We start from the raw sequence: 16,558 nt of genomic DNA, 5'->3' as shown, positions 1-16,558 counted from the left end.
TGTCATGAAAAAAGCTAAAAATAAGCCATTTTTGTCATCCTACGCTCTAGCCCTTTTGTCCTCGGTATTAATGTTCGTAGGCTTTGCCGGCATCGATCTATGGCCTTTTGCGTTGGTGGCTTTTGTGCCTTTGCTCTTTGCCTTTGAGCACGAAGCGCCCAAAGGCCATCTCGCCATCATCAAGATCGGTCTCGTGAACGGCTTTGTCGCCATCTTTGGCGGCTACTACTGGTTGATTCACGTCCTGCAACGCTTCTCAGGTTTTCCGCTACCCCTATGTGTTTTGCTCGCATCCATTCTTGTTGTTCAGATGGCTGGCTTGTTTGTTTTGCTGGCTTGGCTTTATGCACGCTTAGTGCAGCGTGGACTAAGCGCCACCGCTGCGCTGCTTATTTCCGGGATCAGTGCAGAGTTTATTTATCCACTGCTTTTTCCTTACTACTACTCCGCCAGTTTCCACAGCGTTCCTTTGCTGATGCAAAGCGCGGATATTGGCGGTCCATTGCTCGTTTCAGGCTTGTGTTTTTTGATTAACGGCACGCTCTACGAAACGCTGAAACGTCTAAAGAATAAAGACGCCTCAGCATGGCAACGGCTCGCATTGCAAGGTGGACTCGTTGCTCTTTTCCTTGTCTATGGAGCTGTGCGCATCCAACAAAATGACGCTCTGGTAGCCAAGGCACCTAAAATCAACGTAGGCATGGTGCAAGGCAACATGGGTTTGCTCAGCAAACGCAACGATCCTTTCGAAGGCTTACGGCGCCATCATCGTCTTTCTGAAAAGCTTGAAGAACAAAGCAAACTGGATCTGCTCGTATGGCCCGAATCCGCCTATGCTTTTTCAATTCCTGAAAACATGCATAACGTCAAACGCGCAGTAATGGGCTCGATTGACACTCCCATGCTTTTCGGAGCGGTTTCACGACGCAGCAGCGCGGATGAACAACAGGTTTTCAACACCGCTTTTATTACCAATCAAGAGGGCGACATCCTCGGTAGCTACGATAAGACTTACTTGCTTGCCTTTGGCGAATACCTTCCTTTTGGCGATACCTTTCCCATTCTCTATAAATGGTCGCCCAACAGCGGGCACTTTACCAAAGGCTCAAGCTTGCACTCTTTGCCCTTTGGCAAATGGCGCATTGGCACCTTGATTTGCTACGAAGACATCTTACCGAGTTTTGTACGTAAACTCGTGAACGCTGACAATCCGCACCTGCTGGTTAATATCTCCAACGACGCCTGGTTTGGCAAAACCACCGAGCCCTGGGAGCATTTGGCTCTGGCCAAGTTTCGCGCCATTGAGCACCGACGGTTTCTTGTGCGCTCTACCAACAGTGGCATCAGCGCTTTTGTCGATCCGGTCGGCCGACTCATCAAACACACCGAGCTCTTCAAAGAACAAGCCATCCAAAACCAAGTCGCCATGCTACAAGGCCGCAGCCTTTACAGCTATGCGGGCGAGTGGCCCGGCTGGCTAAGCCTCCTACTTGCCGCCTTTTTCCTGAGGCCTAGAAGTAAGCGCTAACTAACCCCATGGGGCCTGTAGAGCCCCATGAAAAACGCTCATGTTCTGCAAAAAAGCCTAGCGCTGTCAGCAAAAAAGAGTAAAGCAGCACTGGCACAACTTTTGCTTGTTTTGCCGTTGCTGTATGAGAAAAAAATTCACCTGCTTTGTTCTTATCTACCTGCTTTGCTTGCCGGGCTGCCTCGGACAGGCGCCAACTTTCAACGAGGCAGACGGCGCAAGCACATCCCAGCAACTCTCGTTTCTCGAACTGGTCCAAGCCAGCATCGCTCAGCACTACGCGACTGACGAGCAAAAAATCGAGCTGTGTCAGCAAGGGGCAGCTGATTTTCTTACTCGACCCGAAAGTTTTGCCGAGAGTCTTAATCTCGACACACTTAAAAGCAATATCGGTTTGCTGCGGCCCGAATGGTTTGGAAGCCCTGAGCAACAATGCTTTGCAGAATATATCGAAGCGCAAAAAGCCCAAAACGTCGAGCAACAAGACAGTTGCCTAAGCACGCCAGCGGGCTGGGACTGGGCTTTTCAGTTGCGCATCGGACAGCACATGAAGAGCGGTCTTGCCGAGCTCGGGAACACCGCGCTGCCCAAGCAAGCTTATTTTGAACTTGAAGAGGCGCTCTGTGAGGCAAGCGAGCAAGGTTTTTGGGGAAGCTGGCCCAAGCTAGCAGCCTGGACTGAAACCTGGACGAGTTCGTCACCCGATGCCTTAACTTCCGTTAACAGTACCAGTTTTGCTGAGGGCGCACTGTCGGCTCATCCTCTTGCAAAGGATGGAGGCGCCTCACTGCTGATCGGCACAACAGCACTAGCCTTCGCAGTCGCAGCGCTAACCGCACTCAGTATATACGTACTGATTCCCGCACTCAGTCGCATCGATTGGTCCGCGCTTTTCCCAGCGCCGGAACTATCACTGAGTATTGCACCTGAAATTGAGTGGAGCACAGGGGCTGTTTTTACCGAAGAAGTCATGCGCGGTGGTCAAGCTTCGGGTCTTCCGTTGAACATAAGCCGTTTTAGAACGAAACAGCACAACGACTGGCCAAGTGAATACCAATGCATTGCATGGTGCATTCCATCTTCTTGGGTGCAAGACGATCGTCCATACCTTATGATGAACGACGGTACACAAAGCATTGTAGCTCGCTTTGGACGCTTTCCCTTCATTGGCTGGGGTCGCTCAAATTGGTCAGCAAATGAAGCGCGCGTACGGGCCTGGCTCGCTCTTTTCTACAACATAATCGCTGCGCAAGAAGGGAGCGACGCTGCGGATGCCTTTTTCCAATACGCGGTACGTCAATTGGAGCAAGCAGAAATAAACCCAGACACGGTCCTTCTCAGCATTGAACAAGATCTCCTTCATCCCGCTGACAGCATTACCTACTGCGGTAAAGTAGAAAGCCAATGCATTTACATCAACCCCGGCTAAGCCAAATTACCTCAGCGTTGCCTGTGCTCGCTCTTATTCCTGAGGCGGCGCAAGCAGCAAACTAAACTCCCCCATTTTCATCACTACTAGCGCTTCCGACCTGAATCAAGCGCTGCTTCTCTCCATCCATAACAACGCCGTGCACAACAAGCGCTGCAGCGGAAATCCCGACATCTTCGGCATTAAACACCGTGCCCGAAATCACTTGCGGCTCTGGCAACTCAATCGTCTTGAATGCCGATGCATCAAAGTCAGTGTAAACAACTTGGTTTTTCAAAACCACCCAAGGGAAACCACTGTCTTCTCGACTCTGCACCACAATATCATAGCGACCGTAGTCCAAATCCAAATAAAAAATACCGTCGGTATCGGTTTGGCTTTGAACCGAACGATTAAACAATGCACTTAAAAGGTCCGTTAGCCCCTCATCGCTTTTTTGCGCCTGAGCTTGCACAGTAGCGCCACGCATAGCCTGACCTCCGGCGCCTGAGACAAAGCCTGAATACTGCACGCGTTCATTAAGCAGGACGGACTTTTCTGAGCCCACCCCAACAATACCGTCAGCATCGATTTCAATCTGTTCCGTAAATATCGTTAACGACGACTCTCCTGCAGGGGGAATCACAACCACGGTATAGCTTCCAGGCAAGATATCAATCACCGCCTTACCAACAGCGTCTGTTACGACGGAACGTCGAAGCTCCGTACGAATTCCAGGCTCGTCGGTATTGACCTCGCCCAACAAGCGCACGGTAGCCTCCTGCACAACAACCTCTCCCGTGGAGGTTTCGTCCATTTTTTCACGACATAACTAATTTGTACCGCGCTTTGGGGCGCAGGCACATCGATTTCGTGAACGTCCTGGCAGTTGTCGTTGGGAAACAAATAATCGGGATCGATCACCACTGCTGGATATACGAGCGCCTCCGAATTGGGAACGACATTAAGCACGTAATCACTTAAGCCTTGTGGCAATCTAATTTCGAATTTTCCGTTGATGCCAGCCACGTTAGCTGTCACATCGATCGTCGACAGAGGTTGCTCGGTCTGCCGGTCTACGGCCTGAACCTCCAAACGATTAATACCATTACCCGCAATACTCTTGAGCACACCTCTTAAACGACACAGCTCATTAACCGCTGGATACGGAAAATCAATCGGCTCGCTTAGCGCACCGGCAACTTCCAACGAAAAACGTATTGGAGGAAGTTCTTTGCTCTGATTGCTATCAAGCGTAAGAAACACCGAATAGCTACCAGGAAGAAGTTTGACTGAGAAATCAAACTCCTGGCCACTCTCTGTCTTTTGCGCCTCGGTGAATATCTGCGTTGTGACCGACGATTCTAAGCCTTCGATAGGGCCATAACGCACAAAACGCAGTGAACCCAATACGCGAATCGGTTGATCGTTGTTATCTTTTCCGCGCACCGTGCCAAAGACATCAACAGGATTGGCAATTTGAAAATCTCTAGTATCAAGCTCCCCCAAAGAAAGCACTTCTGAAAAAACGGAGCTCCCGGCTCCTTCGACACCGGCTGAACGCATGGTCTCAATGACAAGTTGAAAACTATCTGCACTGCTCGATGCGACACACACCTGTTTTTCAAGATCGCATTGCTGACTTGGGCAGTCGGTGTCTTCGTCACAAAAATTCACAGCAGACTGCGAGGCGTCTCCAGAAAATGAACATGCCGCAACAAAAACAAAAAGACTATACCATCGACGTAGTATCATGGGGGGCACTCCGCAGGGTTAACGGAGTCGCTCGAGACAACCCACCAATTGGCAACGTCAATATCATTTTCTTCCACAGGCTTTAGGTCTGGAAAATCAAACTGTCCTACCACGATTAATTCAAGCTTTCTGCAGGGCTTTGCTAGCAACTGTTCACGCTCAACTCGAAACTCCCAAGGTCGATTGGTCTGCCCAATGGGCTGAAGCTCATCTTGGTCGATCAAACTGTTTTCCCCAAAACCACTCACACGATCTAAAAACACGCGGTATTGCAAAACCTGCTCAACGTTGGGATCGCGTACTATAAATTCAAACACTTCTTCAGTGCTCTCTGGGTCAGTTGGGGCAAATCCAATCGCACAAGTTTGCCTAGCGGATGTTGCGCGCTGTCAGGGCTCACAATCGAGGGCGGAAAGTTTTTCTCCTCCGCCCCTTTTTCGCGCTCCAAAACCAAGCAGCCGCTGTTAAAAATGGAAATTAAAGCGCACATGCTTATCCATGAAGCAAAGGCCGGGCCAACTCGGTGACTTCTCGCTAAGCGTTTGAAATTATAGCTTTGCCGCATGTCGCTAAAGACCCTGTGAGCTCTTTTACCCTGACAATCCTGTCAGCTTTTGCATGTCATCCACGCACTTTGTAGTCTGATGAGAATTGACCGCACCCGCCCATACATACCGCCTATTCGATGTCGGGACCACCCTTTTCTAGGTAGCGAAAGACGGTGCGTGGATCGACCCCTAAGTCCTGGGCAGTTTTGGTGCGGTTGCCGCCGTTGAGCTCCAACACCTCGTGGATGTAGCTGCGCTGAAAATCCTCACGCGCCTGCGCCAAGGTCTTGATGGGCTCAAGTGCTTTTTCGCCAAGTTCAAGATCTTCAGGGCCAACAAGAGTCTTATCACAGAGTACAATCGCTTTTTTGATGCGGTTCTCAAGCTGCCGGACATTTCCTGGCCATGGATATTTGCGCAATGCGATTATCGCATTAGGTGTAAAGCCTCGAACCTCGCTTTTAAATTCTTGAACAAACTTTTCAAGCAAGTATTTAGCAAGCACGATCACATCTTCTCCGCGTTCACGCAGCGGAGGCAGATGCAAGTGAACCACGTTGAGACGATAATAAAGATCTTCTCGAAAGCGGCTTTTCTTAATCTCTTCTTGAAGGTCACGATGCGTTGCCGCAATCACCCGGATGTCTACTTTCTCCTTTTGACTATCGCCCACCTTGCTGACTTCATGTTCTTGCAAAGCTCTCAATAGTTTTACCTGGAGCGAAAGTGGTAACTCACCTATTTCGTCTAAAAACAAGGTGCCACCATTGGCTTGCTGAAAACGTCCCTGATGGGTAGCAATCGCACCTGTGAATGCGCCCTTTACATGCCCGAAAAGCTCGCTTTCCATCAGATTCTCTGGAATCGCCCCACAATTGACCGCAACGAAGGGCCCCGCCCCGCGCCCGCTGCGCCGATGAATCTCAGCAGCAATCAGTTCTTTGCCCGTACCGGTTTCACCGGTAACGAGCACACTGATGTCAATCGGCGCGACTTTTTCAATTTGCGCAAAGACTTCGAGCAGCGAGGGCGAGCTTCCAATGATGTCGCCAAAACGCTTGTTTTCAAGTTGTTCGGCCAGCTGATCGCGATCGGTGCGCAATTGATCCAACAAAAGTGCATTTTGTAAAATGAGCGAGGCCTGACCCGCAAACACACTCATCACATCCAGCGATGATTCCACAAACAAATTGGCCACGCTATCGTTGCCCACGTAAAGCACACCCAACAACTGTCCCTGGGACATCAAAGGTGCACACATCACCGAGCACAGTTTGAGGCTCATCACGCTCTCACTCTTGCTAAACACTTCATCTTTTAGTGCATCGCTAACAATCACTGCTCGCTTGTTTTCGATCACTTTGGCAATGATGCTGTCGGACAGATGCCGAATCCCATCGCTAAGGTTTTCGCCGCGTAAATTACGTGCCACCGTTATTTTGGGTCGCGTATCCTCAAGCAAAATCACAAAGCCTTTATCGGCGTGGGTGATTTCAATGACGGCGTCAAGCAATGACTCGAGCAAGGTATCTACCGAACGTATCTCCATCAAACGCATGCTAAACTCATGCAGGCGTGCAAGCCCGGAGAGTTCGCTGCCATTCGGAGCATTGGAGTCTTCGCGTTCATCACCTACACCGGTACCGTCAAGCAATGAGAAGACCAGCTCAACATCTCCGACATGAAGCCGATCGTTATGAACTAAACGAGCACGTCGTTTTCGTTTACCATTGATTTTCAGCTCCGCTTCGCCATCTATTTCGGCCAAGTTGAAGTGTTTGCCATCGAACACCAACTGCGCATGATACTCAGCAACACTGCCGTCGTTTAACACAACATCGTTTGATGGTGCGCTACCAATAGAAGTAATCGCTTTAAACACAGCGAACTGCTGACTGCCCTCGGGGCCTCCCAAACGTGTAAGACAAGGCATAACAGCAGTGTAACATCCCTTGGAGGCGTGATCCGCCTTTATATGCAGTGCGTTTGGATGGCTCCGTCCTTGGAAATATCCTGCAAATATTGCGTAAAATTGGCCGATTTTCGGCGCATGACACGCTCCATGCTCCGAGCAATACGACAATTTTGTCCGGTTTTTTTAGATCGCTACATCAAGAACCGCTCCTTTTTATAGCTGGCATGAGTGTTGCAAACTACCATCTTCATGAGGGAGGGCTTGTGAGAAAGGGACCACATAAGAAGCTTAAACTTAATCGCCGTGCAGTGCTTCGCGGCATGGGTATCGCAGGCATCGCGATTGCTCTGCCACCACTGGAGGCCATGCTCAACAGCAAGGGGCAGTTTCATCGCGTTGCACGTAGTGAAAACGTCGATCAACCAAAGCGTTTCGTTTTGTTTCATTGGGGCGATGGCGCAGCGATGGATTATTGGAAAACCGGATCGCTTAGCAATCTTGCAAACGACTCGATTCTCAATGGGCTGCGTGTCGGTGGGATGGACGGCTTGGTCTCGGCGCCTCCCATGGTCGCACCAGTCGCTAGCGACGTAACCCCCTTGATCAATGCCATCACAAACATTGGAAACGATGTCGCTTCGACAACACAAAGCCTCGAGCGCCACACTGCTTGTGGCTTTAGTTTCTCAACTGGTCTGCCTGCAAAAACCGAGAGCGGAACCTTTCGAGGTAAATTCGAAGCTGAAGTCAAAGGCGCACAAGGCATCTCAGTAGACCAAGCCATCGCCAAACACATCCGTGGTGATGCTCCCTATGGCTCCATCAATTCCTGCGCACGCAACATTGGCGGCGCAAGCGACATCACCATTGTACGCCGGGCCTATTCCTTCGGAGAGGGCGGTCAGTTCCAAGACTACTTCGTCGATCCTCGAAAGTTTTTCGATGACATCTTCACGCAGTTTAGCGGAAACACCGGCGAGCCGGATCCCGAGCTTGAAAAGCTCAAAGCAAAGCGCGGCAGCGTCTTGGACTACGTCGACACCGATATCCAAACCTTGCAAAATGAACTCGGACAATCCGATCGCGAAAAACTAGAAGAACACCTCACAAGCATTCGTGAACTTGAGCTTCGATTAAGCACAGGACCACGAAGTTGCGAGTCGCCCGCAACACCTGCAGCAAGCACGCCCTCAAACAACGAAGCGATCGAGTATCAAAACCGCGTTGAAGATTTGCTCACGCTCCATCAAATGGCGTTTATCTGCGATTTGACGCGAGTGATGTATGTTTCGCTGTGCAGCTCTTCGGACAGCTACCTTTATTCATTTCTCGGACACACGAGCAACGAGCACGGCCTATCACACTCAAGCCCCGTAAACTCTCCTGCAGAATACGCTCAGTTTGCCGAACTCGCCCGCTGGCGTGTCTCTCGCTTTGCACACTTTATTGAAAAACTTAATGTACCTTTGGGGGATGATACGACTTTGTTGGATCATTGCGCAGTGGTCGGCACCAGCGAAATGGGCGACGTCAATCACCGCGACGATGTGCTCCCTGTTCTTGTCGCTGGAAACCTCGGCGGCATGACCGGCGGCGGCACAGTCGCTGCGCCTTCCGGAACGCAAATCTCAAATCTTTGGCTCACCGCCATGCGCGCCGTAGGTGTTTCGGCATCCGACGAAGCCAGTATCGGAAACTCCACGGGCACGATTGGAGGACTTTGGATATGAGATACCTTAGCTTAGCGATCCTGTCGGTTACTCTACTTAGTACAAGCTGCAGCGGTTCGATCGGTGCCAACACGAACACAAGTGGAACTAGCAGCGTGGCCGCAGCGTTGACCTGCACCGCAGACAAACACAGCCCCGGACCCGCGCCCATTCGCCGACTCACCAAACGCGAGTACATCAACAGCATTGCCGACATTTTCGGAGTGGATGTCTCAAGCATGGCCGAAGAGTTTCCTTTGGATCCCGTCATGAAAGGTTTTCGCAACAACGCTACGCTTTTGACCATCAGCGTGGATCAAGCAGCCACCTACCAAAGCATTGCCGAATATGTTGCTGAGCAAGTGCTAAGTTCGCCCGACAAGCTTGCCGAACTTACCGGTGGATGCAATGTCGCTGAGCAAAGTTGCCAAGAGCAAGCCGCTCGCAGCCTTGGCCGAAAAGTCTACCGTCGCCCACTGCGAGAAGATGAGCAGCACAATGATCTGGCGCCTTTGATAGCCCTTGGACAAACCCACGACCCTGCCGATGCCAATGGCGCAATTCGCTTGATCATCGAAGGAATGCTGCAATCTTCTCGTTTTCTTTTCCGCACCGAGCTCGGAGAAAACAACACCGAGCGACCTGATTTGCTAAAAATCACCGGTTACGAAATGGCCTCGCGCCTTTCCTTTATGCTCTGGCAAAGCAGCCCCGATGATGCTTTGCTTGATGCGGCCGAAGCCGGTGAACTTGATACAAAAGAAGGTGTGACCAGCTACGCTGAGCAGATGCTTGCCGATGAACGCGCCAAAAACTCCATGCACGTCTTTGCCGATCAGTGGCTGCGCTTGCCCCTTGCGGACAACGCAACGCCTGGCGAAGTTGATATCGATCCGACTCTCAAGAGCGCAGCCCACGAAGAAGCCTCACGACTCATCGAAGATTTTCTTTGGAACGAAACCGACGCCATTGGACTTTTCAATGCCAGCTACGGTTACGTCGATAGCACCTTGGCCAATCAATACGGTCTAAGCGGCGTGGGCGCATCCGGTTTTGAGAAAACCGAGCTTGTCGCAAGCGGCCGTGGTGGCTTCTTTGGCACAGCTTCCTTTTTGATCATGTCCGCTCCGGTGGGCAAACCTCCAGTCGTTCACCGCGGTAAATACATCCGAGACGTGGTGCTGTGTGATCCGCCCCCGCCAGTGCCAGCCGATCTGCAGGTCTCGCCAGAGGCCGATCGCTTGGCTGACCCGGTCTGCGCTGGATGCCACACGATGATGGATCCAATCGGCAACGGTTTAGAAATGTTCGATCAGCTCGCTCAAAAACGAGACGCTTATCCGGACGACAGCCCCTTACCCGGCGCTGGTTACATTGATGGCTTCGATGAACCGGATTTCCAAAATGTGGCCGAGCTTGGATCAAAACTCGCTGCAGCACCTGAGACCCCGGCTTGCATGGTCGAGTACTTCTTTCACTGGTCGCTTGGACGCTTGCAAGACACCGTGGCTGATAGCTGCACCTTGGATGCACTCAACGCTGACTTTGAAAACAGTGGCCATAACTTCAAAGACCTGATCCGCAACTTCGTCCAAACCGACGCCTTCCGTTTCCGGATCCCCATCGAGTAGACAAGCAAAGCATACAGCACGCTCTCATCGCTCAGACTTTATTGATTTCAATAGGTTAGAGGCGACGTGCTTGAATGCGGAAAACACCAAGCTCGGGATCTTCTGTGGGATAGTAGACTAGCTTGCGCACGTAGACTTCGTAGTACTGAAATTGTGGAACCGCATTGGACCCAATGACTTGCGGGTTGCCTGCTTCTGCGGAGAACACCAAACTCTCGGAACGAAAATCGAGAACAGGAATAACCACAAGTTGCAAAGAAGACTCTGGACGAGACATCTTGAGCTCGAGTTCAAAACCTGTGTTCGGCGGCACTTCAAGGAGATAGCCTTTTGCCGCAGGAACGCCGATATCATCTGACGCCTCTGTTTGATCCTGATTGAAACGTCCAAGCAAGGCAAAGTGCAGGGGCAAACGCTGGAAACGAATCTGACTAATGCCAAACTCATCGATGGCGCCGATATCCTCGCCACCGATTGGTGTTTGCACATGAGCAAAGGTAGAGAGAGTATAGGTCGCTTCAGCGTCGCTTGAGTTTCTAAAAACCATGAGGTATTTCACCTCGTCCGTGATTCCGTGCTCCGAAAGCCGAATGCCTTCATTTAAGCTTCCAAAAAGAGCAGACGATGCAATCAAGGTTTCATCTGCGTCAAACACCAGCAAATCCAAGTCCGATCCGTCCGGAACCTGAAGTTGAATTTCCTCGAGCGAGTCCGCACCTTCACGCAAGGCAAACAGCTCGTATTGCTGGCCTTCCAACAACACCTTTGTGCGAATCTCATCAACCCCAATGGGTTCCGCATCCAGCTGAAGCCGCGTCGAAAGCTCCTCGAGCTTAGTCGGCTGTGACTTTGCATTCTGCGCTGAACTATTCAATTCAGGCGATGCTTGGAGCGAACAAGCAAACACGAGCATTGAAAACAAGACACAACATGAAAATCGCATATGAATTCCCTTCGGTGGTCGCAACGAAGGGCTAGCACGCTAAGGTCTTGGGTCAAGCTGGTGGTCGTTCAAAAGCTGCGCTCGCTCACACCCAAAGGGCAGCCCAACGTTATTTCGTGTGCAAATCGTCAATCCTCGTTGGGTACAATATTGCTCAGTTTGAAGGCTTTCTTGGCAGCGTATTGCGTCCTAAACGGTACTTCCTTCGACAAAATACAAAAATACTGTAATTTTTCTTTATTATAAAACATGCTACATTTAACATGTTGAGGTCGTGTTACATGCATGCTCGTTACCTGCTTACTTTTGCGCTTGTCGCTTCTACAGCGTGCGGTCGCCTGGGTTACGATCCAAGTGATTCACCCGAGAATCAAAGCGCACTGGATTCCGACGGCGATGGTGTGCCCGATTCGCTAGAGTTATTGCAAGACACCGACGGTGATGGATTGTTAAACGTATTTGATCCGGATGACGATGGCGATAGCCTTCCGACTTCTGTCGAATTGGCGCAAGAAAATCTGCTTGGCGAAGATATCGATAGCGATGGCCTCTTTGCGTATCTGGATTTGGATTCCGATGGCGATGGTTTGTTAGATGCCGAAGAACTTGCTGAAGATCTGGACGGCGATGGCATACCTAACTTTTTAGACACCGATAGTGACGGAGACGGAATTCCAGACAGTGAAGATACCGATACCTATTGCTCGGATGGGCGAAGCAATTTTGCGGAGAGCGACGTCGATTGTGGCGGTGGAAGCTGCCCTCTTTGTTCCGACGGAGCAAGCTGTATGAACAACAACGATTGCCAGTCGTTGATCTGTGGCGACAACAAGACATGCATGCCAACAGGATGCAGTGATGGAAAACGGAACGGGGATGAAACCGACGTGGACTGTGGTGGCAGTTGCGCCGTTTGCGCAAATGGTAAAAACTGCCAGTTACCTGAAGATTGCAGCTCCGCTATGTGCACAGGCAACATTTGCCAAGCACCCTCCTGTTCCGATGGCGCTCTGAATCAAGACGAGACCGATGTCGACTGTGGCGGCGCGATCTGCGGGGCATGCACCGATGGAAAAAGTTGCTCCATCGCCACCGACTGTCAATCCAGCGTATGCACCACCAACATTTGCCAAGCACCCTCTTGTTCCGACAGCGCTTTAAATCAAGACGAGACCGATGTCGACTGTGGCGGCGCGATCTGCGGGGCATGCACCGATGGAAAAAGTTGCTCCATCGCCACCGACTGCCAATCCAGCGTATGCACCACCAACGTCTGCCAAGTAGCGACTTGCGCCGATGGCACCTGGAATCAGGATGAAACTGATGTTGATTGTGGCGGCAGCACCTGTGGGATGTGTACAACGGGACAAGGTTGCTCAACAGCAGGAGATTGCGACTCAGGCGTATGCACAGGCAACATTTGCCAAGCACCCACCTGCAGCGACAGCGCGCAAAACTTCGATGAGACCGATGTCGATTGCGGTGGAAGTGTCTGCGGAAATTGCTCAACAGGTCAGAGCTGCGCAATAGGTAGCGACTGTACCAGTTTTGTATGCACCACGAACGTCTGTCAAGCAGCCACCTGTGCAGATGGCGTTTGGAACCAAGATGAAACCACAACCGATTGTGGAGGCAGTATTTGCTCGCCATGCCCGCCGGGAGGCGCATGTCTTGTCGGTACCGATTGTGACTCGGGCATCTGCACAAGCAATCTATGTCAGTCGCCCACTTGCTCAGACAATCTTCAAAACCAAGACGAAACAGATATTGATTGTGGAGGCAGCACCTGTTTGCTCTGCGCCGATTCAGGAGCGTCACGAGGCTGGCAAACAGCCACTAGTTCACCACCCGGTCGCGTTCACAGTATCAAATTACTCTATCACGCTACGCGGAACAGCATTCTCGCCTACGGCGGTGTCGATCAAAATGGCAATTCTATCGCATCGATGTGGGAGTACGAGGGTAGCACGTGGACGACGATCTGCAGTTCATGTGCACCGGGGGCTCGCACCGAAGGGCATGGTTTTGTCTACGATAGTTGGCGAGATCGCGTGCTGCTCTATTCGGATGACAACGCTTCAGCTGCCTTATGGGAATGGGACGGCAGCGTATGGCAGCAACTGAGCGATGCACCCGTCGGTAGAAATGGCGCATACATGGCCTTTGATGATACGCGAGGCAGGGTGATATTGTTCGGCGGCAAAAGCAACAGCAATCAGGCCTTCTCAACAGTCTATGAATACGATGGAAGCAGCTGGTACGGCCCCTACTCACCAAGCACAAGGCCCAATACACGATGGGACGGCGGCAGCGCTGCAGCTTTTGTAAATCATCAAGCCCTTGATCCAGCGTTGCGAGACAAGTTCGTGATCTTTGGAGGAGCCAGAGACTTTGGCGATCCTCCGACAACCCTAAACGATGATTTTTGGGCCTGGGACGGAATAAACCAGACCTGGACTCAAATTTGTAACAACTGCACTGGCGATGCGCGATCGATGGCGGCATTAGTCTATGATCCAGCCAGTGGCCGTGTGGCACTAACCGGTGGCTGGATAGGCTACACAGAAATCGCTGGCACTTGGGAATATCAAGGAAGCTGGTCTCTAAGCGCTGCGTCCACACCCGGCGCCCGTGACTCGTCAGGCATCGCTTACGATGCGTTTAGAAATGTCATTGTACAAATCGGTGGCAATGGCGGCTCATGCTCAGGTCCGGGAGTATATCCTTGGGATAGCAATTGCGGTGGCACACTCGAGTTTGTACTTCAATAGCGTTAGCTCAACGAAATCAGCAACCCGGGAATTGCTGACAAAGCATTTTCAATCAAAGTCCAAGAGAAAACACAAGTCGTAGAAAATGCGTTGGAAGCAATTTCCGGTTACTGAGTCAATTTCGGAAATGAGATGTCGTATGCTGTTGGCGGCTCATTACAACCCGAACTAATGCTGCAAGCGTAGTCGAGCACCGTGATTTGGTTATCGGAAAAGATGAAAAGGTTAGACTCCTCAAATTTTATAGGTGGATTGTCTGATTCGCCGCTGGCACCGATTACATCAAGACCTTGCAGTCGCTCTGGGATCTCGAATTCCAACTGAGTTTGAGTTGACTCGCATCCAGCGACTATCCACTTGCATTGGCTGCTGTAATCCACGCCAATCACCGTATGGTCGTCTTTTAGAAAAAACAGGTTTGAGCGCTCAAATTTTGCCTGGATATCGTTAGCAGCCCCACTTGCGCCAACAACATAAAGGCCTACCAAGTTTTCTGGGATGGAAAATTCGACTTGTTTCGGTGCGTTGATGCATTCTACCAACGATGCGCATATCGAATATCTATAATCTACTCCGACGATAGTGTGTTCGTCTTTTTGAAAGAACAAATTCGAGTGCAGCACCTTGCCCATCAAATCATCGGCCTCTCCACTTGCTCCTACAATCGGGAGTCCTCTTAACTCTTTTGGAATATCTAGCTCGTAGCGTTGTGCAGTTCTTTTGCCAGTCGCACTTATGTCGAGATCAAAAGCAATAACTTTCTCAGCATGAGGATCGAGGAAAAACAGATTCGATTCCTCGAGGGAATTGCCATACACAGTAAAAGAAATCGCGGCGTTTCCGGCGACACCCACCGGTTCAAAGGTGGCATAGTCCTCGACAGCTTCGCCTTCTAAACAGCTCAGAGGAACCCAGTGCAGCCATTGGCTTATTTGAACGTAGTTTTTGTCCCGATGGAATATGGCAACTTGTGTGCCCGCTTCAACCGTCCCAATCCGATGGCGTCCTCCTTGGGCAGAGAGTGTATAGATGTTGCAATTCATCTGTGTGAAAGCCGACGTGGCTACAGATGAGCTCGTATCGACGGTTGTGGCAAGAGCGTCAAGAGCGATGAATCTGAATTCATTCGCGTCGGCATCCCAAAGCTGCGCCCAATCGTCACTGATACCGCTTGCATCAAGTCCACTTTGTCCGAGCAGCTGCACGGATTTGCCTTGTGGATAAATGTCGATGGGCTGTAACTGCCAGCTATCAAGGTGCAACTGGTAAACTGATGCCTCACGGGTTGTGGTGGTTATAATACCTTGCCAAGGACTTGCATCGTCGGTTTGGGCCGTGTGATCATGGTCAAGCAGATCAAACTCGGATGCGGTACAAGCCGACAAAGCTAGGACCACACCGGCTACAAAAAAAAGCAGTGCAGGAACACAACCTGCTTGAGTGGATCGGAACTTGGATATTGCGAGGTTGCCGGGGACGAAGCTATTTCCGCCTAGCATTAGCGGCTTAGTTCCCAACGTTGTGAGACCACTTTTAGGCCGGCGATATCATGGGAGCTCATCCTTAAACCGAGACCTACAATGACACGCCCGTCGTCCACTTTGTATTCACGCTCAAAACTATCGCCGGTGGCCTTTCCGTCGGTTATTATTTCTTCTGTGCCAAGTGTTCCGTTGGTTTCAATGCGACGTGCCCAGGCTCCAATTTTTCCAACATCGTAAAATTCAATTCCGCGTGCACCCACCCCGGTCATCGCCTGGGCTTCGCCGAGATCAAGGTTGGCTTCGAGCCCTTCATCCGGCTCACTACCGGCGCGATGTTCCGTGGGACTTCCTAGCGTCCCATCCGGATTAACGTCTTGGCAGCGCACGCGCAATGTTGTGATGTTTTCAGCCCAGGCGCGAGCACCAAATCCTGTCACAATGCTTCCTTCCGGGCAGGTGTATTCGGCTTCAATGTTTTCAGGGCTGCCTTCTTTATCCTTGCTAATAAAGATTTGTGTATCACTCAGGGAAACCTGCGGTGTGTTTTCACTTTCCACGCCCGTATCCCCAAGGCTGCCGTCCTGATCGGTTGCACTAGAAGCGTCTCCCGCATCGCCACTAAAGGGCACTTGGGGTTCCGCGTTATTTTCAGCGCACGCTGGTATCACCCAAAGAGCACAAAAAATAGACAGGCAATGGATCTGTGGCCTTGTGCACAACAACGTTTTTACAACGGGTCGTTTCATTTTTCCCTCGAGCCGACCAACTTAGCATATTCTTTATGCTCGGCAAGCGTGGGAAATCTGGTGTCATGGCCAAAAAGGCAACAAGGTGCCAAGCACATTTTTAGGGATTTTTTTGCGAGG

At 51.0% G+C, this 16,558-nt stretch carries 12 protein-coding genes; 5 read left to right on the top strand and 7 right to left on the bottom strand.

The features are described 5' to 3' along the window. The first annotated feature begins 4 nt into the window (after positions 1–4). Entirely contained in the window at positions 5–1,528 is a 1,524-nt protein-coding gene (gene lnt, locus IPJ88_05045; protein QQR91102.1) for an apolipoprotein N-acyltransferase, read from the top strand. Between the two features lie 124 nt (positions 1,529–1,652). Continuing rightward, on the top strand, positions 1,653–2,957 hold the full coding sequence (locus IPJ88_05040; GenBank protein ID QQR91101.1) for a hypothetical protein: 1,305 nt from the start codon (positions 1,653–1,655) through the stop codon (positions 2,955–2,957). Positions 2,958–3,018: 61 nt separating this feature from the next. On the opposite strand, the gene IPJ88_05035 is transcribed toward IPJ88_05040, so the two are convergent. The 4 genes from IPJ88_05035 to IPJ88_05020 form a co-directional block, all read right to left on the bottom strand. Then, positions 3,019–3,723 carry a hypothetical protein gene (locus tag IPJ88_05035; GenBank protein QQR91100.1) on the bottom strand — a complete coding sequence of 235 codons (705 nt, stop codon included), beginning with the start codon at positions 3,721–3,723 and terminating at the stop codon, positions 3,019–3,021. Further along, positions 3,639–4,691: a hypothetical protein gene (locus tag IPJ88_05030; GenBank protein ID QQR91099.1), complete on the bottom strand. Its 1,053-nt coding sequence runs from the start codon at positions 4,689–4,691 to the stop codon at positions 3,639–3,641. The genes IPJ88_05035 and IPJ88_05030 overlap by 85 nt, the downstream gene beginning before the upstream one ends. Then, on the bottom strand, positions 4,688–5,008 hold the full coding sequence (locus tag IPJ88_05025; protein ID QQR91098.1) for a hypothetical protein: 321 nt from the start codon (positions 5,006–5,008) through the stop codon (positions 4,688–4,690). The genes IPJ88_05030 and IPJ88_05025 overlap by 4 nt, the downstream gene beginning before the upstream one ends. A 361-nt stretch (positions 5,009–5,369) precedes the next feature. After that, a complete protein-coding gene (locus IPJ88_05020) occupies positions 5,370–7,172 on the bottom strand; it encodes a sigma 54-interacting transcriptional regulator (protein ID QQR91097.1) in 1,803 nt (600 codons plus the stop codon). A gap of 245 nt (positions 7,173–7,417) precedes the next feature. Here IPJ88_05020 and IPJ88_05015 point away from each other — a divergent pair, with 245 nt between their 5' ends. Together IPJ88_05015 and IPJ88_05010 are read left to right on the top strand one after the other, a co-directional pair. Beyond that, complete coding sequence (locus tag IPJ88_05015) at positions 7,418–8,884, top strand: DUF1552 domain-containing protein (GenBank protein QQR91096.1); 1,467 nt, start codon at positions 7,418–7,420, stop codon at positions 8,882–8,884. Then, complete coding sequence (locus IPJ88_05010) at positions 8,881–10,494, top strand: DUF1592 domain-containing protein (GenBank protein QQR91095.1); 1,614 nt, start codon at positions 8,881–8,883, stop codon at positions 10,492–10,494. Before IPJ88_05015 ends, IPJ88_05010 begins: the two co-directional genes overlap by 4 nt. Before the next feature lie 55 nt (positions 10,495–10,549). On the opposite strand, the gene IPJ88_05005 is transcribed toward IPJ88_05010, so the two are convergent. Continuing rightward, positions 10,550–11,437, bottom strand: a complete 888-nt coding sequence (locus IPJ88_05005; protein QQR91094.1) for a hypothetical protein — start codon at positions 11,435–11,437, stop codon at positions 10,550–10,552. 281 nt (positions 11,438–11,718) lie between these two features. Between IPJ88_05005 and IPJ88_05000 the strand changes: the two genes are divergently transcribed. After that, positions 11,719–14,208 (top strand): hypothetical protein, encoded by a 2,490-nt coding sequence (locus IPJ88_05000; GenBank protein QQR91093.1) that lies wholly within the window; start codon positions 11,719–11,721, stop codon positions 14,206–14,208. A gap of 107 nt (positions 14,209–14,315) precedes the next feature. Here the strand turns inward: IPJ88_05000 and IPJ88_04995 are convergent, their stop codons facing one another. Further along, the gene (locus tag IPJ88_04995; protein QQR91092.1) at positions 14,316–15,707 is read right to left on the bottom strand and encodes a hypothetical protein; all 1,392 of its coding nucleotides are present in this window, start codon (positions 15,705–15,707) and stop codon (positions 14,316–14,318) included. Then, positions 15,707–16,438, bottom strand: a complete 732-nt coding sequence (locus tag IPJ88_04990) for a hypothetical protein (protein ID QQR91091.1) — start codon at positions 16,436–16,438, stop codon at positions 15,707–15,709. The genes IPJ88_04995 and IPJ88_04990 overlap by 1 nt, the downstream gene beginning before the upstream one ends. Positions 16,439–16,558: the final 120 nt, after the last annotated feature.

It is taken from the genome of Myxococcales bacterium (genome assembly GCA_016699535.1).
Classification (GTDB): domain Bacteria; phylum Myxococcota_A; class Polyangia; order Polyangiales.
The sequence above is the reverse complement of the archived record's forward strand: the minus strand, read 5'-3'. Positions and strand labels throughout refer to the sequence as shown.

Coding starts and splice junctions, on each gene's coding strand:
- IPJ88_05000 (QQR91093.1), top strand. CDS start 11,719: ATGCATGCTCGTTACCTGCTTACTTTTGCGCTTGTCGCTTCTACAGCG.
- lnt (QQR91102.1), top strand. CDS start 5: ATGAAAAAAGCTAAAAATAAGCCATTTTTGTCATCCTACGCTCTAGCC.
- IPJ88_05020 (QQR91097.1), bottom strand. CDS start 7,172: ATGCCTTGTCTTACACGTTTGGGAGGCCCCGAGGGCAGTCAGCAGTTC.
- IPJ88_05010 (QQR91095.1), top strand. CDS start 8,881: ATGAGATACCTTAGCTTAGCGATCCTGTCGGTTACTCTACTTAGTACA.
- IPJ88_05040 (QQR91101.1), top strand. CDS start 1,653: ATGAGAAAAAAATTCACCTGCTTTGTTCTTATCTACCTGCTTTGCTTG.
- IPJ88_04990 (QQR91091.1), bottom strand. CDS start 16,438: ATGAAACGACCCGTTGTAAAAACGTTGTTGTGCACAAGGCCACAGATC.
- IPJ88_05030 (QQR91099.1), bottom strand. CDS start 4,691: ATGATACTACGTCGATGGTATAGTCTTTTTGTTTTTGTTGCGGCATGT.
- IPJ88_05005 (QQR91094.1), bottom strand. CDS start 11,437: ATGCGATTTTCATGTTGTGTCTTGTTTTCAATGCTCGTGTTTGCTTGT.
- IPJ88_04995 (QQR91092.1), bottom strand. CDS start 15,707: ATGCTAGGCGGAAATAGCTTCGTCCCCGGCAACCTCGCAATATCCAAG.